Origin of the sequence: Pseudomonas frederiksbergensis, assembly GCF_001874645.1 — a bacterium.
GTDB lineage: Bacteria > Pseudomonadota > Gammaproteobacteria > Pseudomonadales > Pseudomonadaceae > Aquipseudomonas > Aquipseudomonas frederiksbergensis_B.
In genome coordinates this window covers 664,741-688,924 of sequence record NZ_CP017886.1, presented here as the reverse complement: position 1 = coordinate 688,924, position 24,184 = coordinate 664,741, and the positions used below count along the sequence as shown (strand labels likewise).

The 24,184-nt window shown below is 61.0% G+C and carries 18 protein-coding genes and 1 pseudogene; 5 read left to right on the top strand and 14 right to left on the bottom strand.

The window, feature by feature from the left end; genetic code table 11:
• Positions 1–72: 72 nt before the first annotated feature.
• From BLL42_RS03375 to BLL42_RS03320, 12 genes are read right to left on the bottom strand one after another with little or no spacing between them, the layout of a single operon-like run.
• A complete protein-coding gene (locus BLL42_RS03375; protein WP_071550788.1) occupies positions 73–2,010 on the bottom strand; it encodes a hypothetical protein in 1,938 nt (645 codons plus the stop codon).
• On the bottom strand, positions 2,007–3,311 hold the full coding sequence (locus tag BLL42_RS03370) for a lipopolysaccharide biosynthesis protein (protein WP_071550787.1): 1,305 nt from the start codon (positions 3,309–3,311) through the stop codon (positions 2,007–2,009). The genes BLL42_RS03375 and BLL42_RS03370 overlap by 4 nt, the downstream gene beginning before the upstream one ends.
• The gene (locus BLL42_RS03365; RefSeq protein ID WP_071550786.1) at positions 3,308–4,315 is read right to left on the bottom strand and encodes a polysaccharide deacetylase family protein; all 1,008 of its coding nucleotides are present in this window, start codon (positions 4,313–4,315) and stop codon (positions 3,308–3,310) included. Before BLL42_RS03365 ends, BLL42_RS03370 begins: the two co-directional genes overlap by 4 nt.
• Before the next feature lie 9 nt (positions 4,316–4,324).
• The gene (locus tag BLL42_RS03360; RefSeq protein WP_071550785.1) at positions 4,325–5,461 is read right to left on the bottom strand and encodes a glycosyltransferase family 2 protein; all 1,137 of its coding nucleotides are present in this window, start codon (positions 5,459–5,461) and stop codon (positions 4,325–4,327) included.
• A complete protein-coding gene (locus tag BLL42_RS03355; protein WP_071550784.1) occupies positions 5,454–6,422 on the bottom strand; it encodes a glycosyltransferase family 2 protein in 969 nt (322 codons plus the stop codon). Before BLL42_RS03355 ends, BLL42_RS03360 begins: the two co-directional genes overlap by 8 nt.
• The gene (locus BLL42_RS03350; RefSeq protein ID WP_071550783.1) at positions 6,419–7,789 is read right to left on the bottom strand and encodes an O-antigen ligase family protein; all 1,371 of its coding nucleotides are present in this window, start codon (positions 7,787–7,789) and stop codon (positions 6,419–6,421) included. Before BLL42_RS03350 ends, BLL42_RS03355 begins: the two co-directional genes overlap by 4 nt.
• Complete coding sequence (locus BLL42_RS03345; RefSeq protein ID WP_071550782.1) at positions 7,786–8,874, bottom strand: glycosyltransferase family 4 protein; 1,089 nt, start codon at positions 8,872–8,874, stop codon at positions 7,786–7,788. Before BLL42_RS03345 ends, BLL42_RS03350 begins: the two co-directional genes overlap by 4 nt.
• The gene (locus BLL42_RS03340; RefSeq protein ID WP_071550781.1) at positions 8,871–10,463 is read right to left on the bottom strand and encodes a GumC family protein; all 1,593 of its coding nucleotides are present in this window, start codon (positions 10,461–10,463) and stop codon (positions 8,871–8,873) included. The genes BLL42_RS03345 and BLL42_RS03340 overlap by 4 nt, the downstream gene beginning before the upstream one ends.
• A 20-nt stretch (positions 10,464–10,483) precedes the next feature.
• Positions 10,484–11,518 carry a polysaccharide biosynthesis/export family protein gene (locus BLL42_RS03335; RefSeq protein ID WP_071550780.1) on the bottom strand — a complete coding sequence of 345 codons (1,035 nt, stop codon included), beginning with the start codon at positions 11,516–11,518 and terminating at the stop codon, positions 10,484–10,486.
• A 22-nt stretch (positions 11,519–11,540) separates the two neighbouring features.
• Positions 11,541–12,188 carry a CpsD/CapB family tyrosine-protein kinase gene (locus BLL42_RS03330; protein ID WP_071550779.1) on the bottom strand — a complete coding sequence of 216 codons (648 nt, stop codon included), beginning with the start codon at positions 12,186–12,188 and terminating at the stop codon, positions 11,541–11,543.
• Position 12,189: 1 nt separating this feature from the next.
• Positions 12,190–12,936 carry a sugar transferase gene (locus tag BLL42_RS03325; protein ID WP_071550778.1) on the bottom strand — a complete coding sequence of 249 codons (747 nt, stop codon included), beginning with the start codon at positions 12,934–12,936 and terminating at the stop codon, positions 12,190–12,192.
• Positions 12,933–14,015, bottom strand: coding sequence for an NAD-dependent epimerase (locus BLL42_RS03320; protein ID WP_071550777.1), 1,083 nt, complete (start codon positions 14,013–14,015; stop codon positions 12,933–12,935). The genes BLL42_RS03325 and BLL42_RS03320 overlap by 4 nt, the downstream gene beginning before the upstream one ends.
• Before the next feature lie 491 nt (positions 14,016–14,506).
• Between BLL42_RS03320 and BLL42_RS03315 the strand changes: the two genes are divergently transcribed.
• Positions 14,507–16,207 carry a sulfatase-like hydrolase/transferase gene (locus tag BLL42_RS03315; RefSeq protein WP_071550776.1) on the top strand — a complete coding sequence of 567 codons (1,701 nt, stop codon included), beginning with the start codon at positions 14,507–14,509 and terminating at the stop codon, positions 16,205–16,207.
• 34 nt (positions 16,208–16,241) lie between these two features.
• On the opposite strand, the gene BLL42_RS03310 is transcribed toward BLL42_RS03315, so the two are convergent.
• Complete coding sequence (locus BLL42_RS03310) at positions 16,242–16,895, bottom strand: DUF2931 family protein (RefSeq protein WP_071550775.1); 654 nt, start codon at positions 16,893–16,895, stop codon at positions 16,242–16,244.
• Positions 16,896–16,897: 2 nt separating this feature from the next.
• Positions 16,898–18,547, bottom strand: a complete 1,650-nt coding sequence (locus tag BLL42_RS03305; RefSeq protein WP_071550774.1) for a T6SS phospholipase effector Tle1-like catalytic domain-containing protein — start codon at positions 18,545–18,547, stop codon at positions 16,898–16,900.
• A gap of 314 nt (positions 18,548–18,861) precedes the next feature.
• On the opposite strand from BLL42_RS03305, the gene BLL42_RS03300 reads away from it, so the two are divergent.
• The 4 genes and pseudogenes from BLL42_RS03300 (at position 18,862) to BLL42_RS03285 (ending at position 23,800) form a co-directional block, all read left to right on the top strand.
• The gene (locus BLL42_RS03300; RefSeq protein WP_071550773.1) at positions 18,862–19,530 is read left to right on the top strand and encodes an ABC transporter ATP-binding protein; all 669 of its coding nucleotides are present in this window, start codon (positions 18,862–18,864) and stop codon (positions 19,528–19,530) included.
• 1 nt (position 19,531) lies between these two features.
• Positions 19,532–22,009, top strand: coding sequence for an ABC transporter permease (locus BLL42_RS03295; protein WP_071550772.1), 2,478 nt, complete (start codon positions 19,532–19,534; stop codon positions 22,007–22,009).
• On the top strand, positions 21,999–23,087 hold the full coding sequence (locus BLL42_RS03290) for a lipocalin-like domain-containing protein (protein ID WP_071550771.1): 1,089 nt from the start codon (positions 21,999–22,001) through the stop codon (positions 23,085–23,087). Before BLL42_RS03295 ends, BLL42_RS03290 begins: the two co-directional genes overlap by 11 nt.
• Before the next feature lie 128 nt (positions 23,088–23,215).
• Positions 23,216–23,800 (top strand): annotated as a pseudogene (locus BLL42_RS03285) (hypothetical protein).
• Positions 23,801–24,184: the final 384 nt, after the last annotated feature.

The window sequence follows — 24,184 nt, the reverse complement described above, 5'->3', positions numbered from 1 at the left end:
AAAGAGCAATGACAACGGGACTACGTAGCGCGCGGCGGAATACCTGCGCGGTAAAGCGTTCAGTTGAGCGGTTCATGAGGCGCTCCAGCTCAAGGCGAACAGTGTTTCGCCGGGCAGTTCGAAGCTGACCCGACCTTCCTGACAGCGAAATGTTGCTGGCCGGCTCTTGCTGTCGGCACCGAAATAAACCAGCGCGTCCGATGACAACGGGCAGGAAGCTTCGACGCCCTGCAGGGTGACATGCTGCACGCGTGTCACCTTGTTGACGCCTAGCAGGCTGCGTTGTTGACCGGTGGCCATGGCCAGCACGTCAACCTCGAACGCGTCGTTGTCCAGGCGCAGGACTTTTTCCAGCCAGTGACTGGCGATGAATTGCTGGGCGAGGCCCACCGGTTTCAGCTCGAAGCGATCGGGACCGAGGACCCGTAGCATGCCCTTGGTGTAGCTGTCCTCGTCGTCGACCTGGAACCAGTTGAGCATGTCGAGCAGACCGTCCTGGGCCGAGTTGATCGCCACCGAGGCCCACCATAGCGAGGCGAAATACGTCTCCTGGTCGTAGGGGCTGAGGCTCGAACCGCTGGAGATGTTGGTCTGGTCCAGCAGCAAGGCCTTGCGTGGCCGACCCTGTTGATCGAGGCCGACCAGCTCGGCAGCGCGCCGCACACTGTCGCGGTACACGCGGGTGGCCAGCAGGTCGCGGATCATCCATTCGTGCCAGGCCAGGGCGTCGATCTTGTCGCCTGACTCACTGAGCAGGCGCCGTGCCCAGTCGATGCCACGTTTATCGGCGGCGTTGTCGGCAAACGGCCCGTTGATCAACCGCGCACTGGCCGGCATGGCGATGCGCACGCCGGCCTTGAAGTTGGCGGGATTGCTGCGCACCTGGCGGGCCATGCTGTTGAAGAGGCTTTGATAGTCGGCAAAGTCCGGGTAGGTGAGGTTCGGTTCATCGGCGAAAGCGATGTAGTGCAGGCCTTTGCCACCCAAGGCGCGGGTCCCCGCGAGCCACGCGTCGAGGCCGGCATTGCTGACCACATCCGCATGCAGGTCGGATTTGCGGTGGGTGCCGGCGAGCAGCGTGATGTCCTGGGTAATGCCCAAACGGTCCTGATAGAACTGGCGGAAGCGGTCCTCGTACTGCGGCCTTTTCGCGGTCACGTCGACAAAGCTGTAGTAGCTGGCGGCGCGTGGCTTGAGGGCATCAAGCAGCGGGTAACTGCTCGGCGGCGGTAGCGTATAGGGCAGTGCGACACCCAGGTTCGGCGTTCTGCCAATGACATCGGCATGTAGCGTGAGCCGGGCCTGTCCTTCGTCCTGACGCACGGGCTTGAGCTGCTGCGAGTTTTGCGCGAACAGGTTGGCGGTGCCGTCGAGCCAGAACGCTACCTTGCCGCTGCCCCGCAAACGCAGACGCCAGACCTGTTCGACGCTGGCGGTGGGCAGTGCGACCTGATCGAACTGCCAATACCCGCGATAGGGTTTCAGCGCCAGATTGAGTTGTTTGCCATCCGCCACACGTTGCGCTTGCAGCGCCGTGACGCCGTCATGGAATTTGCCGGCGAGCACCGCGTGTTCGCCGGGTTCTACCTTGAAGTACAACTCATCGCCATCGCTGGTTTCGGCGCTGAAGTGGACCTTGGCCGGGGCGAACAAGGCGACCGTGCGTTCATCGTGCTCTACCCGGTAACGGCGAAAGCTGTAGCCGGGAATCTCCAGCCGATAACTGGCGGCACCCGGTGCCAGCGGCCAGCTCTGACTGCCGCTGGGTTCGTTGGCGGCGATCTGCCGTTGGCCTTTCAGCCGGCCTTGGCCGTCAAGCAGGTACAGCTGCTCTTCGTTGGCGTCCGCCTGCCAGGCCGGGACCCAACTTACAGTCAGGGTGTCGGGGCGATCGGCTTGCAGGTACAGGCTGCCGTCACGAATGTCGGCCCAGCGCATCGGCGCTGCATGAGCGCTTAGCCCAAGGCCGAGACCGAGCCCCAGGCCGACGAGCTGCACAAGGCGTTTCATGCCGATTTTCTCATCAGCATCTGACACATCGGCACCAGGTCGCTGGGCAGGACGATCAGGGTTTGCCACACCGGCACGCCGCTGAGCCGGCAATACAGAACCAGCAGGGCGATGGTGACGGCGAGGTACGCAATCGAGGATGCCGCGGCAGCGCCGACAATGCCGTAAGTGGGAATCAGCAACAGGTTTAGCGCCAGGTTGAGCAATGCGCTGGCGCCCATCATCAGCGAGATACTGCCGGGGCGATTCTTGCCCAGCAGGTCCAGGCGCAGGATGCTCGCGTAACACAGCCCGAACAGACCCGGGAGCAAGGCCAATAGCGCCGGATACGCCGGTTGATAGGCTACGCCGAACAGCGTGACGATCAACCATTTACCGATCAGCGCCATGCTCAGACAGGCGCTGAGCATCACCGTAGCGGTCAGGCGCAGCGCCAACGGAGTCAGCCGATCGATGCCCTGTTCCTGTTGCAGCAGGCGTTTCATCAACGGTGTGGTCACCGCCTCTGGAACGATCAACAGCAGTTCGGCGGCGGCACTGGCCATCGCGTAATGCCCCAGCGCGGCGCTGCCCAGCAGGGCACCGATGAACAGATAATCGGAACGCAGAATCACTTGTTGAAACAGCAGGTCCGGATGGCTTCTGGCGCTGTAGCGCAGCAGCTCATTTTGCCCGGCGCGATCCCATTGCAGTTGCAGTGGATTATCGCGTTTGAGCCAGACCCAGCCGGCCAGCACCACCAGGCTGATGCCCGCCAGCCAACTGATCAGCGCCGCTTCCAGAGCAGCGCTTTTCCACATCCAGAACAACGCGAGAAACAACAGCAGCGGCGCCAACGACTCGGTCAGCCGCAATGCGTTGAAAGCGACCACACCGCCGGAGGCGTTGTGCAGAGTCAGCAAGCCGCTCTTGAGCACCGTCAGCGGCACCGCCAACAGCAGTAACCAGGCGAGCAAGCCAAGTTGGGTGGTGATGTCCAGTTCGTTGCCAAACTCACGTACCAGCGCCACCACCAGCAGGGTCAGCAGACCGGCCAGCAGGCATCCAAACACCAGCACCTGACTGAGCAACAAACCCATGGGCCGTTGTTTTGCCGCCTGATAGCCGACCGCCGAGTTCAGGCCGCCGCTGGTGGCGGCGCTGATCAGGTCGGGCAGGGTGCTGAGCAGGGCGAACAACCCGCGCTCGCTGGGCCCGAGGATCCGCGCCAGCAGCACGTTACGCAGCAAGCGCAGGCCGATCATCGCCAGCTTGGTGCCCATGCTCAATGCCAGGTGCTTGAGGTAATGGTTGCGGCTCATCCGCGCCCCCCTTGGCTGATGCGCCAGGCCAGCAGCGAAGGGCGGCTGGCGTTGTGCTGGCTGACGCCAAAGCGCGGCAATGCCAGTGGATCGCCAGTGCCACGGTAAATACCGGTGCCGGTGCCCAAGGCGTACGGGTAACGGTGCGCCGCCAGATGTTGGCGAACCCGCTGATCGTGGTCACCGTTGGGGTAGCAGTAAACCGGCAGCGGTTGCTGGCAACCGTGGTGCAAGGCATCGCGGCTACGGCTCAGTTCCTGATCCAGCTGCTGATCGTCGAGGCCGGTGAGAATCGCATGGCTGGCGCCGTGGGGACCGAAGCTGATCAACCCGGAACTCTCCAGGGCGCGCACTTGTTGCCAGTCCAGTGCTTGTGGCAAGGACTCTTCGGGGCAGGTGTCGGTGAGTTGGCTGAGGGTATCCGCCAAGAGGTTTTTCAAACTTTGCAGGTAATGCGCCAGGGCCACGCTGCGGCGCTGTTCATCAGGCTCATTGAGGAACGCGTAGGGCAATGGCCGACCGAGCTGGTGCAGGTAGTCAATCAAGCGTTGTCGCGGCGCGGCGCCGTGGCTGCCCCAGAGGGTTTCCCCAAGACTTTCCCACCAGAAGCGCTGGCGGCTGCCAATAAAATCCGTGGACAGAAAAATACTCGCCGGCACCTGATGCCGTTGCAGCAACGGGAAGGCATTCAGTGCGTTGTCACGCCAGCCGTCATCGAAGGTCAGTGCCACCCGTGGTCGTGTCGCTGCACTCGGGGTGTCGGATTGCAGCAACTCCATCAGCGGCACGCAGTCGAAATGCCGTTTCAGCCAACCGAGTAAATGATCGAACGCCTGCGGGCCGACGCACAGCTCGTTGCGGTGTGGCAGTGCGGCGGCATGATCGTCGGCCAACACCCGGTGCAGCATCAGGATCACCCCGGCGCCGCGCAATTGACGGCGGCCCAGGGGGGAGTTCAGGTACAACCAGCCGCTGGCACGCTTGATACTGGTCTTGATCGGCATGTCAGGCACTCATCGCGTCTGGTCGGGGTTCCATTGGTTGTAGCTGTGCCCGCGCAAGAACTGCCACAGGCCGACGCTCATGCCGGCCAGGGTCACCAGCACGAACGCGGCGAGGCGAAACGGCTTGGGCAAGCGGTGACGCACGTCCAGCAGGCCGGCCACGGCAAAGGCGTAGCCGAGCAACTGGGCGGCCAGGGTCAGGCGGTAGAGGTCATGCTCATCGAGCAGCCAGAAGTTGGCCACCAGCAAGGGCAGCAACAGTACCGGCGCCAGCCGGCGGATCAGCTTGTGGCTGATCAACGCGATGGCGTACAGGCCATGGTGCAGCGGGTTGAGCAGCTCACGCCGGGCCGCCAGGCTGATCAGTCCGCCGACGGTGACGCGCTGGCGGCGGCTGAACTGTCGCTCGGCCTCGTCCACGCCTTGATCGAGCACCTTGGCGTCGTCGACATAGACAACGCGCTTACCCGCGACCGGTGCGCAGGTGTTGATAAAGAAATCGTCGTTGACCAGGGCTGGAATCGGTTGGTACAGCTCGTGGCGCAAGGCCTGCAGGGCACCGTCGGCCGAGACCGTGCAGCCGGTGCGGCTTTCCACCCGGCGCAGCCAGGCTTCGTAGTGGCGGTACAGGCTTTCGCCCAGGCTCAGGCCTGAGCCAGGGACGGGGATGTTCATGTTGCCGACGGTACCCCCGACTTCAGGGTCGGCAAACGGCGCCAGCAGTTGCTGCAAGGTGCCGTCGATCCAGTGAACATCGGCATCGGTAAACACCAGGATATCGCCTGTGCAGTAGCTGACAGCGGCGTTGAGCGCACTGTTCTTGCCTTGGCGTGGCAGGTCGAGCACCTCGATGCGCGGGTCGTCGAAGCTGCGTGCCAGGGCCACGGTCTGATCGGTGGAGCCGTCGCTGGCGACGATGATCTGCAAGCTGGCAGCGTGATAGTCCTGGGCCAGCAGATTGCGCAGTTTGTTCTCGATCGTGCGTTGCTCGTTATACGCGGCAACTACCACGCTGACCCGTTGTGCAGGCAAGGGCAATGGCCTGTGTCGAGGAAAAAACAGCCCAGCGACCGTCAGCAGCAGCGGGTAACCCAGGTAGGCGTACACCGGCAGCAACAGGCACAACCAGAAAATGAGTTTAGCCACGGGCAGGCCTCCTGGCGTTCCAATGACACAGGCTGAGGACGAAGGCCGCTCCAGCCAGGTGCAGGCGCAACCAGTGCAGGCCCCAGAGTTGCAGCGTCAAATGCAGGTCGTGGTGTTTCAGACTCTGGCGCAGGCTCAATACCAACGCGGGCAGGCTGCTGATCAGCAAACACACCAGGGTCAGGTGCGGCACTCCATAGAGCAGTGCCGACAGCGCCATGCCGTCCAGCACCCAGGCACCGAGAGAGAGCAGGGGAAAGCGCAGCAAGCGCAGGCTCACACCGTGGCTGCGCAGCAGTTGCAAATGACTGCCCTGGCGCCACAGTTCCTTGCCCAGCCACTCGCGCCAGCTGCACTCGTACCCCCAGTGCAACGCCACGCTTTCACTGACCGCCATTAGCCGTGCGCCGGCCTTGCCCAAACGCAGGGTCAAGTCCTTGTCTTCGCCGGTGCGCAATGCTTCGTTGAAGCCGCCGACACGCGCGAACCATTCGCGGGGCATCAACAGGTTGGCGGACGGTAGCCATTGCACCGCAAGGGTGGACTGACCATTGGCTTGCTCGGTGCGGCGTTGCCAGGCATGGGCAAACCACGGCGCCTGGACGGGCGTTTGCAGGTCCAGCGCGAGCACATCGGCCTGGCCGCTGGAATGCAGATCAACCAGCAGTGTCAGCCAGTTTTGCGGCATCTCGATGTCGGCATCGAGGAACGCCAGCCAGTCACCGGTGGCCAGTGCCGCGCCTCGATTGCGCAGGGCGCCGATGTGCAGGCCGGGCTGGCTCAGCACCTGAGCGCCGAGGTTGCGGGCAATCTGTGGCCCCTGATCCTGGGAGCCGTTGTCGACCACGATCAGCTCGCATTCGAGCCCGGCGACTTTCGCGGCCAGACGTGCAGCCTGTAAGGTTCGGGCGATGTGCTGCGCCTCGTTGTACATCGGGATGACAACACTGATGCGGTTCATGCCTGACGCTCCGGTAGCGGGCTTTGTTCTGCCTTCAGGCGGAGCACCCAGGACAGCGCGAGCATGATCCACAAGTACTTCTGGTTCGGCGCGCTGAGGAACAGCAAGAACACCGTCAACGACAGCAGGCTCATGCCCAGATGCGTGACCAGGTCAGCCTGTTCCCATTCATGGCGTTTCAGCCAGGCACTGCGGGCACGCTGCATATTGAACAGGCCCATGCCGAGCAGGCCGACAAACAGCAACCCCGCCGGGATGCCGAGCTCGCTGAAAATCTCCAGGTAGGTGTTGTGAGCGCGGCGATACAAGTCGCCGAGCTTGCGGTTGGCCGAGAACGCCTTGGAGTAGCCGGTGCTCGCATAGTGCAGCGGGAAGGTTCCGGGACCGGAGCCGAGCAGCGGGTTCTCGCGGATCATCTGGCCGCCGACCACGATGTACGAAGCGCGGCGTCCCAGGGATTCATCGTTGTGAGCGCTGGCGCCGGCACTCAGGATGCTCAACGACTGGATGCGTGCGATGTAGCCGGCCGGCAGTGCGTAGATCGTCAGGGGAATCAGGATCGCCCCGCCGAGCATGGCGAACCCCAAATGGCGCGGGCGAATGCGCGGCAACTGGGCGCGGTAGTGGTAGAGACCGATCACCAGGCTGACGAGCAACACCACCAACCCGGAACGCGATTCGGTCTTGGTCATGCCACCGAACAGCAGCAAGGTGCAACCGCACCAAAACAGCCGATGCAACAGGTTCGGGCTTTTCAGCACCAGCAGCAGCGCCTGCGGAATGGCAAAGGCGATCAGCAAGGCAAAGGCGTTCGGGTCTGACAGCAGGCCGGCGGCGCGGCCCTGATCCTGGTACTTGCTGGAGTACATCGCGAGGATGCAGGTCAGTGTCACGCTGAGGGTTGCCAGCCGGCAGAACACCATCAGGTTCATTTCGCGGCCGATCAGCAAGGTGATCACGAACAGCACCAGGCCGACGCTCAGTTCGCGCAGGTGACCCAGGGACATGCCCAGGTCATCGGTCAGCAGCATGCTCAGAAAGTACAGCACCATGAACCACGCCAGAAACCGCCAGAGGTTGCTGCGCAAGCGATCGGACGGCAGTTGATGCAGGGCCAGTTGCAGCATCAGGATCAGGGCCAGCGAGGCACCGACAAGTTTCGACGCGGACGGCGTAGTGTCCTTGAACAGACCTTCGAGCGGCACCAGCGCGACGATACCCAGCAAGCCCCAGGCCGGGCGCCGATACAACGCCGCCACACCGGCCAGCCCCAACACCACGCCGGGGGCCAGGTACGGCCAGGGGCTGGCCAGCAGAATCAAGCACGCCAGCCCTAAAAGACTGACCACCGACAGAGGAATTATCACGCGCGAGCCTCCTGTGCAGTGCGGATGTACAACTGCGACCAGCGTTCGGCCAGCGCCGGCAGGTCGTAGCGGTCCAGTTGGGTACGGCGGGCGTGCTCCGTCAGCAGACGGATCAACGCCGGATCGTTCAGCAGGGTTTCGACTCGTTGTGCCAATGCATGGCTGTCGAGGGCGGCGGCGAGCAGTCCGTTATGCCGGTCTTCGATCACATCGGGAATGCCACCCACGCCGAACGCCACCACCGGCACCCCGGCCTGCATGGCTTCAAGCAGAATCATCGGCGTGCCTTCGGTGCGCGAGCTGATCACCAGCGCGTCGAGTCGCGTCCACCAGACGCGCATATCGGTCTGGTAGCCGGGCAGGGTGATGCGCTCCTGCAACCCGGCTGCGTTGATCCGTGCCAGCAGGGTTTCCCGTTCGGGGCCGTCACCGAGCATCACCGCGTGCAACTGCGACTGTTGTTGGCACAGCGGGATCAGCGCATCGAGAAACAGGTCCGGACCTTTCTCGCTGCTCAAGCGTCCGACGTAACCGGCCAGCCAGCGCTGTTGATCGACCGTGTGTCGGGGCTGGGCGCTGGCGGCCGGCAGGCCATTGGGGATCACCTGGAGTTTGTCCGCCCGGACACTGGCGCGTCGACACAGCACGGCAATGCTTTCGGCGACACACACGACCCGGTTAACCGACGCGGTGCGACACAATTGCAGGCTCAGCCAGTTGTAGAAGCGTTGCTTACGACTGCGTGGGGTAAAGCCGTGCTGGGTAATCACCAAGGGCAGGCGCAGCAGCGTCGCCGCGATCCAGCCAAACAGCAGGCCCTTGAAATTATGGGTGTTGACCAGCGGACGTTCGTCACGCCGCTGGCGCAGGTGGTGAATCAACTCGCCCAGGCCCGCGCAGCCGCGGCAATCGACCGAGGCCTCGCGAAACCGCACGATGAGTTCTGGCGGTGCGTCGAGAAACAGCACCTGGTGCCGCCCCGGCGTCGCCAGGCAATGGTCCAGCAACATCCGCTCGGCACCGTAAAAACCGCCGCTGCTGAGCAGATGAATGATCGGCAGCGCAGGGGCGGTCTGCCCGTTCAATGGCGCACCCAATGCACGAAGCTTGGGACTGTCCAGTTTGGGTGCGGGTTGGTCGGCGAAACGTTCTGATCGTTGATCACCAGCAACACCGGCAAGCCGAGCTCATGGCTGATTTGCGCCGGATGTTTGAAGTGGTGATCGAAGAACTCACGCACGTAGACCAGGGCAATCGCCAGCAGCAACCCGGTGAGCATGCCGAACGGGATGATCAGCAATGGTTTCGGAAACGCCGGGTCGGTCGGCTCATACGGTGGGCTGAGGACCCGGGCGTTCGACAGGTCGTTGTCGAGCAAACGTGCGGTGCTGCTTTCGGCAAAGCGTTGGGCGTAGGTCGAGAAGGCCGCATGCAGCGCGTTGATCTCGGTGTCCATCTGCCGCAGTTTGCTCTGGGTTTCCTGCAACTGGTGAATACGGTTTTTGTAGTCGGCGATGCGCGCGGTTTTCTGGTCGATCACTGAGCTGATGATCGCCAGATCGCTGGTGCGCTCCTGAATCCGGTTGCTGACGATTTTCAGGAATTGCTGACGGGTGCGGGTAATCTGTTCGCGGTCCAGCATCATCGGCTCACTGCCCGGCTGGAACACCGCCAGGTCGTTGTTGTAGCGAGTGACCTGGGTGGTCAGCTGTTCGCCCAACTGCTTGATTTCCCGGTCCTCATAGGCGACGTCGCCCACGGTGTTGGTGAAGGTGTAGGGGAAGGCGTAGTCGTTGAGTTTCGAGCTGTTGGCAGCGGTCAGACTGGTTTTCAGGTAGTCGAGCCAGCGCTGGCCTTGCAGCAGGCGGTCACGGTACAGGTTGAGTGCCTGTTCTTCGGTGTTGATGGCATTCAGGCGGAAGGTGGTCTCTTCCTTGGGATCGGATGAGCCGATGCTTTCGAGCAACGCCAGGCGTGTACCTTCCAGGCCATCGAGGCGAACCTGATACTGCATTTTTTTCTGTTCGTAGAAGGTCTGCGGCAGGTCGATCGATTGCAGCTCCTGGCGATTTTGCAGGTAGTTCTGCAGCAATTGCGCGACGAACTTCGTACCCTGCGCAGGATCGCCAAAGGCGTAGACGATCGAGATCACGTTGGAACCGGGCAGCGTCTCGACTTTGAGGCTGTCGATGGCCTGCTGCGTCAGCCCGTCGAGGGCCGTGTCACGCACCGGATCGACCTCAAGCCCGACCACTTTGCGCACCGGATTGATCACATACTCGCGCAATGGATTGACGATGACGTTGCGCACCGGCTCAGTCACCAGCTTGACGAATATTCCGGGAGACGGGGTGTATTCGCCTTTGTCACGCAGTTCGCTGATGGTCTGGCGAATCAGCGCCGGTGAACGCAGGATATTCGCTTCGGTTTCCATGTCCGCCAGTGACGGCGGGATGAACGTCGCATTGTCCTGGGTCAGTGACGTGGTGGCGTCGCCCTGCGAGAGTTTTTTCGACTGCACGATTACCTGCGCGGTGATATCGAAGCTCTGTTTGAGCACCAATGGCAGCAACAGCGCGATCACTGCAACGATCAGGAAGACCCGCTTCACCAACTGTTTATTGGCGAAGAAGATCCTGAAGAACTCATGCAGGTAGTTTTCCTTGGGATTCATGGTCGGTCACCTGCATAGGGTTAGTTGTTAACGCTGCTGTTGTTGTTTTTGTTGTCGACTTGATAGGTGAAGCTGAAACCGAAGCCCTGGAACAGCACCACATCTGCCAGTTGTCGGGCGAGTTCCCCGGCGCTGGCGAGCTTGGTCTTGGGCACGAAGAGCATGTCTTCCGGTTGCAGGTAGGCGATCTGGCTGGCATCGCCGGCCAACGCTGCAGCGACGTCATAGTGACGGGCTTCAACCTGATTGCCGTTGCGGCGCATGATCACCACCGAGTCGAGTCGCGCTTTATTGTTCGCGCCACGGGCCAGCGTCAGGGCTTCGAGCACCGAGATCGGTCGACGGACCGGGTAGGCCCCCGGCTGGCCGACTTCGCCCAGTACGTAGACTTCGTTGCCCTGGGTGGATTTGAGCAGCACGTCGACGGTCATTCGCCCCGGCAGTTGCTCATAGCGTTTGTTGAGGAAGGTTTCCAGCTGGCTGACGGTCATGCCTTGCAGCGGTACCGCGCCAACTTCGGGGAAGCTCGCATAGCCATCGTTGCCCACGGTGATCTCGCGGCTCATGCCGGTGGTCGGGTGATTCAATGCGTTTTTCAGATTGGATTCATTGCTCAGCGGGCTGATGATCTGCACCGTCAACTGGTTGCGGTTGGGCTGGAACAGACTTTTGCGCTGATAGGCCCGCTGGATTTCCTCGCGCGCCTGATCGCTGGTCAACCCGGCAATTTTCACTGAGGTGTTGGCGCCGGGCAGCTGGATGGTGCCGTCAGGGAGTACCAGTTGGTTGCCATTAAGCTGGCTGGCCGCCGTGAAGTTCAGGCCGATCTCGTCACCGGACTGAATGCGGTAGGCCGCCGAGCCGCTGGTGCTGATATGGAAAATCACATCCAGTTTGTCGCCCGGGCGCAACGTCTGCTCGACCTTGGGCATGTCGGTGGCTTGGGCGTTGGCCGGTGCGGCGGTGAGAATCTGCACCGGCATGGACTGGGTTTCGGTATGGCTGGAGCAACCTGCAAGAGGCAGCAACAGCAGGGCAAGCCATTTCACGTTCATGTCGTCATCCTCTGGCTGCTGTTTACAGGTTGTTGTAGAGCCATTTGGGCATGTAGTACTTGCGACCGTTGAAAACGCTGCCGACCACTTTTGCCCCGGCCTGGCTCAAGCGTTGGGTGGCGGCCTGGGCGACTTCCCAGCGCGTATCTTCGGCACGCACCACCAGCACCACGCCGTCCACCAGGGTGGCGATGACCAGGGTGTCGGCGGCGGAATACACCGGGTCACCATCGATCACCACAAACCGGTACTGCTCGGCGAGTTGCTTGAGCAGCGGTCGTAACTGCTCCGGCGTCAGGTGTTCTGCACCGCGGATATGCCGGCCGTTGGGCAAGACATGAAAGGGCAGGGTAGAGACCTCCAGGATGCAGTCCTCTAGCCGAGGTGCATTGTCCTGGTTGAACAACAGATCGCGAAATCCCCGTTCCTTTTGCACCCCCAGTTGATGGCTGAGGTTGTTGGCTGACTGGCTGGCATCGACCAGCAGCACTCTGCCGCTGCTCATCTCCGACAGTTGTCTGGCCAGTGCCAGGGCGCTGGTACTGATACCGTCGCCGCTGTTGGCGGCCGTCAGGAACAGGACTCGCAAGTCCAGGTCGAGCACGGTCGAGGTCAGGTTGGACTCGCTTGGGTTTGCGATGGTCAAGCTTTTGGTGGTTGAACCGTCCATCTCAACTTGCTCCGTGGCCGCTGAAAACCTTGAAGGGTGTCTTGAGCAGGATCTTCAGATCCAGCAGAAGGCTCTGGTTGGCGATGTAGCTCAGGTCGAGCTCGACCCGTTTATCGAAATCGAGGTTGCTGCGCCCGGAGATTTGCCACAGACCGGTGATGCCGGGGTAAATGCTCAGGCGGGCGAGGTGAGTGTCCTTGTAGCGATAGGCACTGAACGAGGTGGGCCGCGGGCCGACCAGACGCATGTCACCGGTCACCGCATTGATCAGGTTCGGCAGTTCGTCGAGGCTGCTGCGCCGCAGAAAGCCGCCGATTCGGGTGATCCGCGGGTCCCTGTCGATCTTGAAGTCGATGGCGTCGGCACCGTGTTTGTTCAGGTGGCGCAGCGACTCCTTGAGGTCTTCGGCATTGACCACCATGGTGCGGAACTTGAACATGCCGAACACCCGTCCGTGATAACCGGTGCGTCTTTGCACAAACAACACCGGCCCGGGGCTGCTCAATTTGATCGCCAGGGCCAGGCCCAACAGCACCGGCGACAACAGCACCAGCAAGATCAACGCACCGAGGGTGGCGACGAACCGATTGGTTCGCGACAGGGTCCAGGGACGACCACCCTCGCGCCCGGTGATCCAGCCGCGACCTTGCATATGGATCGCTGCATCGAGGCGCATGCGGTGATCGGGATCAAGGCGTTTATCGCGACGCAGGGTGTTCAGTGACACGCCTCGTTCATGACCAGTCATAGAGTCCTCCGTTTTTGCACGGGCTCACCCAGGCAGGGAGATTCGCCTGCGAGCGACGGGGGGATGACGGGCAGCAGGTAATACTCACGAAACCAGGCAACGAAACGTCTGAGCCCTTCATCGAGTTCTACCCGCGGGTGAAAACCGGTGTCGTGTTCCAGTTCATGAACATCGGCATAGGTGTTCAGGACATCACCCGGTTGTAGCGGTAGCAGTTCGACGTCGGCCTTGCGCCCCAGATGCTTTTCCATCAGCGCCAGGTAATCCTTGAGTTCAACCGGATGCTCACCGCCAATGTTGTAGATCCTCCACGGTGCCATGCTGGTGGAAGGATCAGGGTGCTCGCGGTCCCAGCCCGACGCCACCTGCGGTGCGCGCTCGAGCAGGCGCGCAATGCTTTCGATGATGTCGTCGATGTAAGTGAAATCGCGCTGATGCTGGCCATAATTGAACAGCTTCAGCGGGCTGCCTTCGACAATCGCCCGGGCAAAGCGGATGGGCGACATGTCCGGGCGACCCCAAGGGCCGTATACGGTAAAGAAACGCAAACCGGTGCAGGGAATACCGAACAGATGGCTATAACTGTGGGCCATCAGTTCATTGGCTTTTTTGGTGGCCGCATACAGTGACAACGGATGATTGACGCCGTCGTGGGCCGAGTAGGGCGTGTGCTGGTTGGCACCGTAGACCGAGCTCGACGAGGCGTAGATCAAATGCTTCACCGGATGGTGACGGCAGCTTTCAAGAATATTCAGGAAGCCGCCAAGGTTGCAGTCCAGATAGGCCTTGGGGTTATCCAGCGAATAGCGCACCCCGGCCTGAGCGGCGAGGTGGATCACCACCTCAGGTTGTGTGCGGGTGAACAGCGCGGCGATCGCTTCGCTATCGGCCACGTCGATCCGCACCATGGGAAACTCGCCGACCTGTTCCTCGACCCAGTTCACCCGAGCATGCTTCAGGGCGGGGTCGTAGTAGTCATTGAAGTTGTCCAGCCCAATCACCTGGTGCCCGTCGCGAAGCAGCCGCAACACACAATGGGCACCAATGAAACCGGCGGCACCGGTGACCAGGATCTTCATGCGACCGATCCTTGCACCACACACAACACCCCATGGCCCACATCTGCCAGTGCGGCGGCTTTTATCAGGCCAAAGTAACCCGTAACCAATACGTTCACGTCCATACTGGCGTGCCTCGTAAAACGGTTGATGTAACTTGAGTGAGACTGTCAAAAGGGGTATAGCCCAGCGTGGGCAAACCGTGTCAGCAAACTGACATGTTCTTCATCTTGAAAAATGGCCAGAGATTAGGCGATCTGCCATCAAGTGCTGTCGGGCAGCGGCTTTTGCCTGTGGTTGAGGCGTTGCGGACACTTTAAAGAAAGCGATAAACGGTCGTTAGGCTTGAATTACAAGGGTTGACAAGATGTTGGTGTGTCATTTTTGAGTCAACTGTTTTTTGACGCTTTTGCCCGTTAGATGGCATTTCTTGCGCTTCAAGGGCGTGCTGCTAGTGTCAAAAAATGGCCAGTCATGAACTCGCCACACCGATCAGGAGCGAAAAAGGACTCATGACGAGATACCTGAAGGAATTGCTGCTGGTTTTGTACTTGCTCAAGAGCGCTGATGACTCCCTGGAACGCCTGAACGCCCTGGGCATCGGGTTTGCGGTCGTGCTGTTTGGCGCAATGTTCGTCCTTCTGGTGGGGGCCTTGTGGCTCAGTGCCTACATCCGCCAGGCGCTGGTCCGGCATCTGTTCGCGCTGGTGATGTTTGTCTCGGCGGTCTTTTTTGACGTTTATACACGCGTGACCGCCGATTACCTGACATACAGCAGTTTTGTGTCGCTGGTCTATTCCGGGGGCTTCATTCAAGAGGCCGCGTACCAGTATCGGACGGTGATTGTCAGCGCCGTGGCCAGTGGGCTGCTGCTGTTGTTCGGTATTGCTCTCAAGCCGCGTCGGCGTCTGGCAGTGCCGGGTTATGCGTTGGTCGCGGCGCCGTTACTGGGCGTGATGCTGTTGAGCGCGGTGCTGTTCGTGCGGGCCGGCGAGGGCGCCCGGGGCTTGCCAATCATGTACACGCCGTTGGCCTACCTCAACCTGTTTGCCTACGAATCCCTGCACAATACCGTCGGCCCGCGTGAGCCGGTCAGCCTGGCGCGGGTGAGTGCGCCGGCCAGTCACGACATCGTATTGATCATCGATGAAAGCGTGTCCGGCAACTACCTGGACATCAACACCGGGTTTGGCGTGCACAGCAACCTCAAGGAGCCGCACCCAGGCCTCGACATTTTCAATTATGGCTATGCCGCTTCCGTCGCCAATTGCAGCGCCGACACCAACGTGACCTTGCGCTATGGCGGCACGCGCACGGACTACATGCGCATCAACTCGACCCTGCCGTCGATCTGGCAATACGCAAAAAAGGCCGGGTTGCGCACGGTCTACATCGACGCTCAACGCACCGGCGGCAACCTGCAGAACCTGATGACCGACCTTGAGCGCAAGGACATCGACGAATTCGTCCAGTTCGACCAGACCCACGTGCGCGACCGCGACATGGCGGCGGCGCAGAAGCTGATCGATCTGCTCAACGACGGTCAGCCTACGCTTGTGGTGATCAACAAGGTCGGCGCGCATTTTCCGGTGCACGACAAGTACCCGGACGCGTTCATGGCCTATCGGCCGACACTGCCGCGTGGGCAGTTCGCGGAGGTCGCCGACACGGGTAAACGGGACGGCTTCAATGGTCAGCCGGATGACTGGCTGCTGTACCGCAACGCCTATAAAAACACCCTGCTGTGGAACGTCGGCGAGTTCTTTGCGCGGGTGTTTGCCAAGGCTGATCTGAGTAACGCGACGTTGATCTACACCTCGGACCATGGCCAGGATCTGCACGAGCGCGGCAATCCGGGGTTGAACACCCATTGTGGCGGTGACCCGGTTGAGGAGGAGGGCCTGGTGCCGCTGGTGGTGATTCAGGGCAGCGGGTTGCACACGCTTGACTGGCAGAGCGCGCTGGCCGGCAACAAGGACCGCTCCAGCCACTACAACCTCTTCCCGACACTGCTCCAGCTGATGGGCTATGACCTGGCGGCGATCGAACCGATCTACGGCAAACCGCTGAGTCAGCCAACCGATGACGACTTCACCTTCAACTATCGCTTCAACGCACGGCTGGGGGCCAAACCGGCATGGCGGCATATCGACCTCAAGACCATCGTCACGCCGGATCAGGCACCGTCTGCTATCGCAGCAGGCATTCCGTAGGAGCCTGCGATCTTTTCCGGAGCGTCGACCGAGGTTACCAACTCCCGTAGGGAATGCCGAAACGTTCGATGTAACGTTTGGAGGATTCTTTGATATCGACGTAGTACCCGTTGTACTGCCCTTGATCGGGTCCCAGCGGCTCGATGCCGACTTGAGTCCGATCGACTTTATGGGCGCTAAAGCAATCGTCCCAAACCCAGACCTGAATGATGCCGCCTGGAGCCAATCCCAGATTCATGCTTGCACTGGGATTAGCCGTGTATTGGGGTGTTTCATGGCAACGCTGGGCCGTCGAATTACGCATGATGGCGCGGGTCTCTTCAGAAATCTCGACCCAGCCGGCATAGGTCTTGCGCTCGACAATCGATTGCCAGCGCACATAGATCCGTTTCGGCAGGTCGGAACCCACCACCGGCATACCTGAGCCGCCGATGCCTGACCAGCCCCGCGCATTTTCCGTTCCGTTCTCGTAGTTGCTACTGGCAGCTGCACCGGCGGCGACATCGTGAAGCAACCGTCCTTTGATATCCTCGACTGCGGAGGTTTCAACCCATACTGTCATGTGAGCTGGCTCGGTAAAACCGACACCCCACCAAGGCAATTTCGGGTCGTTTTTGGCCGAGAGTGGGTCGACGGTTTTGCAGGCGCTTATCGACAACAACGCCAACAGTGCAATCAGGATTTTCATGGCTACAGCGTCCATTCCGGTACATGAGGGTGTTGCACCCGCACAGCATCCGCCGTCGGGACATTGACATAAACCAGCTCAGCTTTGCTGGTGCGTGGACCCGAGAGAAAGGTCGGGGTCCAGTGCGCCGACAGGTGGATGTAGCGCAGTTTCAGCAACTGCTCTTCGGCAGGCGTAAGGCTGTAGTCGCCGGCAACAAATCGGTCGCACAAAGACTGAAGCTCGGGAGGGGGTACCAGTTTGGGGCGTTGATGAATATCTTCAAACTCAACGCCATGCTTCTTCGCTGCCTCATACATCACCCGCAGGTACACCCGCGCCAGCCCGGCACTGACCTTACGCTGGAGTTGTAGCCCGACAAAGACCCGTTTCTGTTTCGGCGCCATACGGTCCTGCGGGTCGGGTGGCAGCATCTTCGGTTCCGGGGTGAGCAGCGCCAGCATGTCCAGCGGCCAGCCCTTGGCGTGCCATTTCGCCCGTTCCTGCTCGGCGCTGCGGTAGATCGAGGTGTTTTTGACGTCGGTGGCCAGGGGCACGTCCAAGGCCTGCATGGGGCTGAGCATCAAGCGTTCCTCGGCTTCATCGAGGTAGCCGCCGCCGATATCCGCATGGGCTCCCGGCAGGCTGATTTCCGGGTGATCCGGGCCGATGCGATTCAGCGCGAAGTTGGCGCGGTACTCATCCCGCGCCACCAGTTGCAACACATTCGGGAAGAACTTTGGCAGCAGGTGCAATTTGACCCCGGGGGCCGCAGGGCTGCGCACATAGCCCAGATTGCTCAGGCCGCCGACGGAGGCGACGGTGTCGAACAGGCCGATAAACCCGGTGTTCACCCCTTCGCCAAATATCTTGCTGAAGCCCCGGGCGAATAACCGTTCGGGCAGGGACAGGGTTTCGCGCAGCGGACTGCCGGTTCTGGCCATGCACAGATGGGCGAAGTACCTGGCTGCCGCAGCGCCACGACTGAAGCCGAACACATCGAAAACCAGCGCATTGATGTGGATCTCAGGATTTTTTCTATGAAATTGCGATATCTGCTGTTTTATGAAAGTAAATGCTTGAAACACTCGGGCTTCGATGCCTGTTTCACCCCGGCCAAATGCCGACCCCAGCAAGCTGTCTTTCTCGCCCGCTGCCGTGCCGATGCCCTCGACGTAGACCTTATCGAATGCCCGATTGAGGGAGATGATTTCTTCGATGTTTTGAGTGCTCTGATAAAGGTCATACAACCTCTTGATATTTGTCACTTCACTCCCATAACTGCTGTTCGGGTCCTTCATATACGGCTTGCAGTTGCTGTCCATATCCTCCGGCGACACCGGGTAATGGGCGCCGCAGCGTTGCCCCATCTCGACATTGAACGGGTTGTTGCCGGTGCCATCGAAAAACACCCCGATACGCAGGGTGATCTTCACGCGGGCGGCCTCTTCGCGCGCTTCCTTGGCTTGCCGGGCATCGTTGTACTGTTCTTCCAGTGCCCGTTGCCGCGCCTGCATCTCGTCGTATCGGCGTTGGCTCCGTTCCGAGTCTCGTGCTTCTTCTCGGTTGCGTTCAGCCGTTTTCCGGTTGCGTTCGGCCGTTTGTCTGGCGAGCTTTTTCAGGGCTCTGTCGCGGCAGGCCGCGCAATTGCAGCCATCGAACTTTTGTCCCATCCCTGCGTTCCTTTTCCATGTGAGCCTTCAGGCTGGAAAAGTGCGCGTTGCGGGAAGGGTGACGCTGCCAGTCGTGGCTTAAGAAAGTGTGGGAACAAGACTGATTTTTTGGAGCCTGCACCTGACAGACAAAACCTCAGGCTGAATATGCTGGCGATGAGGCCTGGAGCACGGGCTGACAATCGGCTTGTGGGCTTTTTCTGACGCTACGGAGCAGACGTTTCCAGGTGATCGAACAGCGCTGGCAGATGTCGGCGTTGGAGGAGATGTAGTCCGCTATCCTTGGTCTTATTGTTGGCTGATCGAGCGTTCCCATGCTTGAAGTGCACGGCGTGTTCAAAAGCTACGCCACCCCGCAAGGCCCGCTGGCGGTGTTGCAAGGTGTCGATTTGCACCTGGCGCAAGGCAGCAGCCTGGCGCTGATGGGCGAGTCGGGCAGTGGCAAGAGCACCTTGCTGCACTTGATTGCCGGGCTCGACAAGGTCGATCGCGGCAGCATCCGCATGGGCGATCAGCGCCTAGAGCAGATGAACGAAGGGCAACTGGCGAACTGGCGGCGCACTGAAATCGGCCTGGTGTTCCAGCAGTTCAACCTGATTGGCAGCCTGCGGGTCGAGGACAATCTGGCATTTCAGGCACGCTTGGCCGGGCGTCATGACCTGCGTTGGCAAGCGCAATTGGTGGAGCGGCTGGGGCTGGGGGATTTGCTCAGGCGTTATCCGGAGCAACTGTCCGGTGGTCAGCAGCAACGGGTTGCCTTGGGGCGGGCGCTGGCGTCGCGTCCGCGCTTGTTGTTGGCGGACGAGCCAACCGGCAGTCTCGATGAACACACCAGCGACGAGGTGCTCGACTTGCTGCTGGAGCTGCTCGATGGCAGCCCCACCAGTTTGTTGATGGTCACTCACAGCCAACGGGTTGCCGCACGACTGGCAGCAAAAGTGCTGTTGCACGGCGGACGTTTGGTCGACGCAGGCGAGCGCTGAGATGAGCGTTTTGCGCGAAACCTTGCGCGCGTTGCTCAGTCATTGGCGCCAGCATCCGGTGCAGTTTTTCAGTGTGCTGACCGGGCTCTGGCTGGCCACCAGCCTGTTGACCGGGGTGCAGGCGCTGAACAGTCAGGCACGAGAAAGTTACGCTCGCGCCAGTCAGCTGATTGGCGGCGAACCCCAGGCCAGCCTGAGTGCGCCGAATGGCGCGACCTTCTCTCAGGGGTTGTTCGTCAACCTGCGCCGGGCGGGTTGGCCGGTATCACCGGTGTTGCAGGCACGAATCCAGCTCAAGGGGCATGAAGACCTGCGTTTACAGCTGTTGGGCATCGAGCCGTTGTCGCTGCCCACCGGCTCGGCGCTGGCCGGACAACACCTGGACATGGCGAAGATAGTCGATTTTGTCGGCCCGCCGGGCCGTACCTGGATTGCCCCGTCAACCTTGCAGGCACTGGGTTTGCTTGAGGGCGCTCAACCGCAAAGCCTGAACGGGCAGACCTTGCCGCCGTTGCACAGCCAGGTCGACATGGCCCCCGGCGTGCTGCTGGTGGACATCGGTGCTGCACAGCACGTGCTGGATTTGCCGGAACAATTGTCGCGCCTGTTGTTGCCCAAGGATTTCGCCGCCACCGAGCCCCGGCTACCCACCGAGTTGGCCGGTCAGTTGCAACTCAAGCGCAGCGGTGAGGAAAACAACCTGTCGCGGCTTACCGAGAGTTTCCACCTTAACCTCGACGCGCTGGGCTTTCTGTCGTTTGTGGTCGGTTTGTTTATCGTCCACGCGGCCATCGGTCTGGCGCTGGAGCAACGTCGCGGGCTGTTCAGAACCCTGCGCGCCTGCGGGGTCAGTGTGCGGTGGCTGATTTTCTGTCTGAGCCTTGAATTGGGTGGGCTGGCACTGCTCGGCGGGATGGTCGGGGTGGCCAGCGGTTACCTGTTGGCCAGTCTGCTGTTGCCAGACGTTGCCGCCAGCTTACGCGGCTTGTACGGCGCGGAAGTGGCGGGGCAGCTGAGTCTCAGCCCGCTGTGGTGGTTCAGCGGGCTCGGTTTGAGCTTGCTCGGTGCGCTGCTGGCCGGCGCGAACAGTTTGCTGCGGGCGGCGCAACTGCCGCTGCTGGCGTTGGCCAACCCGCAAGCCTGGCATCAGGCTCACGCGCGCTGGTTGCGGCGTCAGGGTTGGGTGGCGGCACTCGCTGCTGTGATCGGCCTGAGCGCGTTGCTGTGGGGGGACAGCCTGGCCAGCGGTTTTGTGCTGATGGCGGCGTTGTTGATCGGTGCCGCATTGAGTTTGCCGGTGCTGCTCAACACTGCGTTGAATCTGCTAGTGCGCCGTAGCCGGTCGGTGCTGGGGCAATGGTTTCTCGCCGATTGCCGTCAGCAGTTGCCTGCTTTGAGTCTGGCCTTGATGGCGCTGCTGTTGGCGTTGGCGGCCAACATCGGGGCCGGCAGCATGACGACGGGTTTTCGTCAGACGTTCAGTGATTGGCTGGAGCAACGGCTGACTGCCGAGCTGTACGTCAATCCACAGAACCCGGCGCAAGCCGTCGAACTGCAACAGTGGCTGCTGGAACAAAAGCTCAGCGCGGTGTTGCCCAGCTGGCAGGTCTCGGTGTCGTTGCAGGGCTGGCCGGCGGACCTTTACGGGGTGATCGATCATCCGACCTATCGCGAGCATTGGCCGTTGCTCGAAGCGCTGGGTGAGCGCCCCTGGGATCAGTTGGCGACGCACGACACGGTGATGCTCAGCGAACAACTGGCCCGCCGACTCAAGCTGCGGCTGGGTGACCGTCTGATCATCCCCACGCCACAAGGTGTGTGGTCACCGCAGCTGGTCGGGATCTATGCCGACTACGGCAACCCCAAGGGTCACTTGCTGGTCAACGCCGACCACCTGCTGCGTTACTGGCCGCAACTGACACCGAGTCGCTTCAACCTGCGCGTCGATCCGGCGCAAATCCCGGCGCTGCTGACCGCGCTGCAATCGCGTTTTGCCCTGGACGACAGCCGCATCTATGATCAGGCCCGGCTCAAGGGTTGGTCGACGCAGGTGTTCGAACGGACCTTCGCTGCGACGGCGGCGCTCAACAGTCTGACCCTCGGCGTGGCCGGTGTGGCGCTGTTCATCAGTTTGCTGACCCAGAGTCAGAGTCGTCTCGGACAACTGGCACCGTTGTGGGCGCTGGGCGTGACCCGCCGACAATTGATGGTGCTCAACCTCGGGCAGACCTGGTTGTTGACACTGCTGACATCGGTGGTGGCGGTGCCCCTGGGTCTGGCGCTGGCCTGGTGCCTGGACACGGTGATCAACGTTCAGGCGTTTGGCTGGCGACTGCCGTTACGCGTGTTCCCGCTGCAACTCGCGCAACTGATGGGGGTGGCGATGCTCGCCACCTTGCTGGCCTCGGCCTGGCCATTGTTCAAGCTCTATCGCACGCAACCGGCGGACCTGCTGAGGAGTTTTGCCCATGAGGATTAACCGGGCGGTCGGTGTGCTGGTGCTGGCCGTGCTGTTGCTGACATTGACCGGTTGTGATGACTCATCGAAGCACAACGCGGGGTTCGCCGGTCTCGGCAGCGAAGCCGCGGCGTTCAAGCAGGTAACGCCCGGCCGGGTATTCAGTTTCCCGGCCGATCACGGCGTCCATGACGGTTATCGCGTCGAGTGGTGGTACATCACCGCCAACCTCAAGGACCCGCAGGGGCGGGAATTTGGCGTGCAGTGGACGTTGTTCCGCAATGCCCTGAAGGCTGGGCCCGAGCAGCCCGGCTGGGCCAGCCAGATTATTTGGCTTGGTCACGCGGCGGTGACCTCGGCGACCGTTCACCATGCGGCTGAGCGCTACGCCCGCGGTGGCGTCGGTCAAGCCGGGGTTCAAAACGTACCGTTTGCGGCGTGGATCGATGACTGGCGCCTGAGCACTCAAACCGATACCGCGAACCCGTTGGCCGAGATGCAGGTGCAGGCCAGCGGCAAAGGCTTCAATTATCGACTGCGACTCAACGCCAATCGGCCATTGGTGCTGCAAGGCGAGCAGGGTTTCAGTCAAAAATCCGAGCAGGGTCAGGCGTCGTACTACTACAGCCAGCCGTTCTTCCAGGCCAGTGGCAGCCTGGAAATCGATGGCACGACCTATCAGGTCAGTGGCCCGGCCTGGCTCGACCGTGAGTGGAGCAGCCAGCCGCTGACGAGCAACCAGACCGGTTGGGACTGGTTTTCCCTGCACCTGGACAGTGGCGCGCAGTTGATGCTGTTTCGGGTGCGGCAAAAGGACGGGGCGGCGTACCTGACCGGCACCTGGATCAACCCGGACGGCAGCACGGTGCGACTGTCACGAGATGAGATCAGCCTCACGCCGTTGCTGTCTTCCGAGGTGGCCGGACGGAGTTTACCGACACGCTGGTCGATCAAAGTCCCGGGCCAAGGCCTGGATATCACCAGCAGCGCGTTGAACCCCGGGGCCTGGATGGATTTGCGCATTCCCTATTGGGAGGGGCCGGTGCAGTTGAGCGGCAGCCATGCTGGCAACGGGTATCTGGAAATGACCGGGTACTGAGCGTTTAACCGCAATGTTTCGGGTGAAATCGCGATCTGCGTCTATGCTCCTTCGGCACAGATGACCTTAGGCAAAAGCTGACGGTCGCTGTCTGCACTCTTTAAATCAGGCACAGGGAATGTACTGCTATGAAACTCAACTCACTGGCCAAAGCCATCACCCTTGCGACACTGCTTTCTGCCGGCAGCCTCAGTGCCTATGCGGCCGATATCCCGTTGTCGAATACAGTGGAAGCTGATTAGTTGGTCACCAAAGTGGTTTCTGTCGATGCCGCCACGCACCAAGTGGTGCTCGAAGGTGCCGATGGCAAGCCGGTTCATGTCCAGCTCAGCGAGAACGCCAAAGATCTGGGCCATCTGAAGGCCGGTGACAAGGTTCAGATCGATGTCACCCACTCGGTGGCCGTTGTACTCGACACCGATGTCGAGAAGGGTCTGCCGAGCGCCAGCGAAAGCAGCGGGGAAGCGCGTGCTACCAAGGACAATCCAAACCCGGGCGGCGAAGCGTTTCGTCACGTTCAGGTTCAGCTGAAGATCACCGCGATCGACTTGAAGAAACACGAGCTGACCTTTGAGAATCCGGCCGGCGTGAAGAAAGTCGTCACCGTGGAAAAACCGGAAGTCCGGGCCCACCTGAAAGAGCTCAAGATTGGCCAGAGTGTGGTGGTGACTTACACCGACGTACTGAAAATCACCACCCAGCACGAAGGCTAGAGCGACGCCTGGTGTTCCAACTCCCGTAGCAGCTGTCGAGCCTGCGAGGCTGCGTTCGGCTGCGAAGCGGTCGTAAAATCAGGCAACGCGTTCTTTCAGGCAAACCGCGTACGCCGGATTTGCGAGGACTTCGTCCTCGAACGCAGCCTCGCAGGCTCGGCAGCTGCTACGGGGGTAGAGCGAAAAGATGTGTAGGTACTTATGTTACTCGTGGAAGCAATTTGATCGTACTGGTTCGTTTTCTTTCGTTTCAAATCATTTCGCCGAAACAGGATGTCCAGATTAATTCAGAATTTTTCAACGGACAGATCGTTTGCGTTGCATTAAAATTCCCCCGTTCGCCCAGTGTCGGGGCTCTTTACCGGTGCATGGATTGCCAGGCCA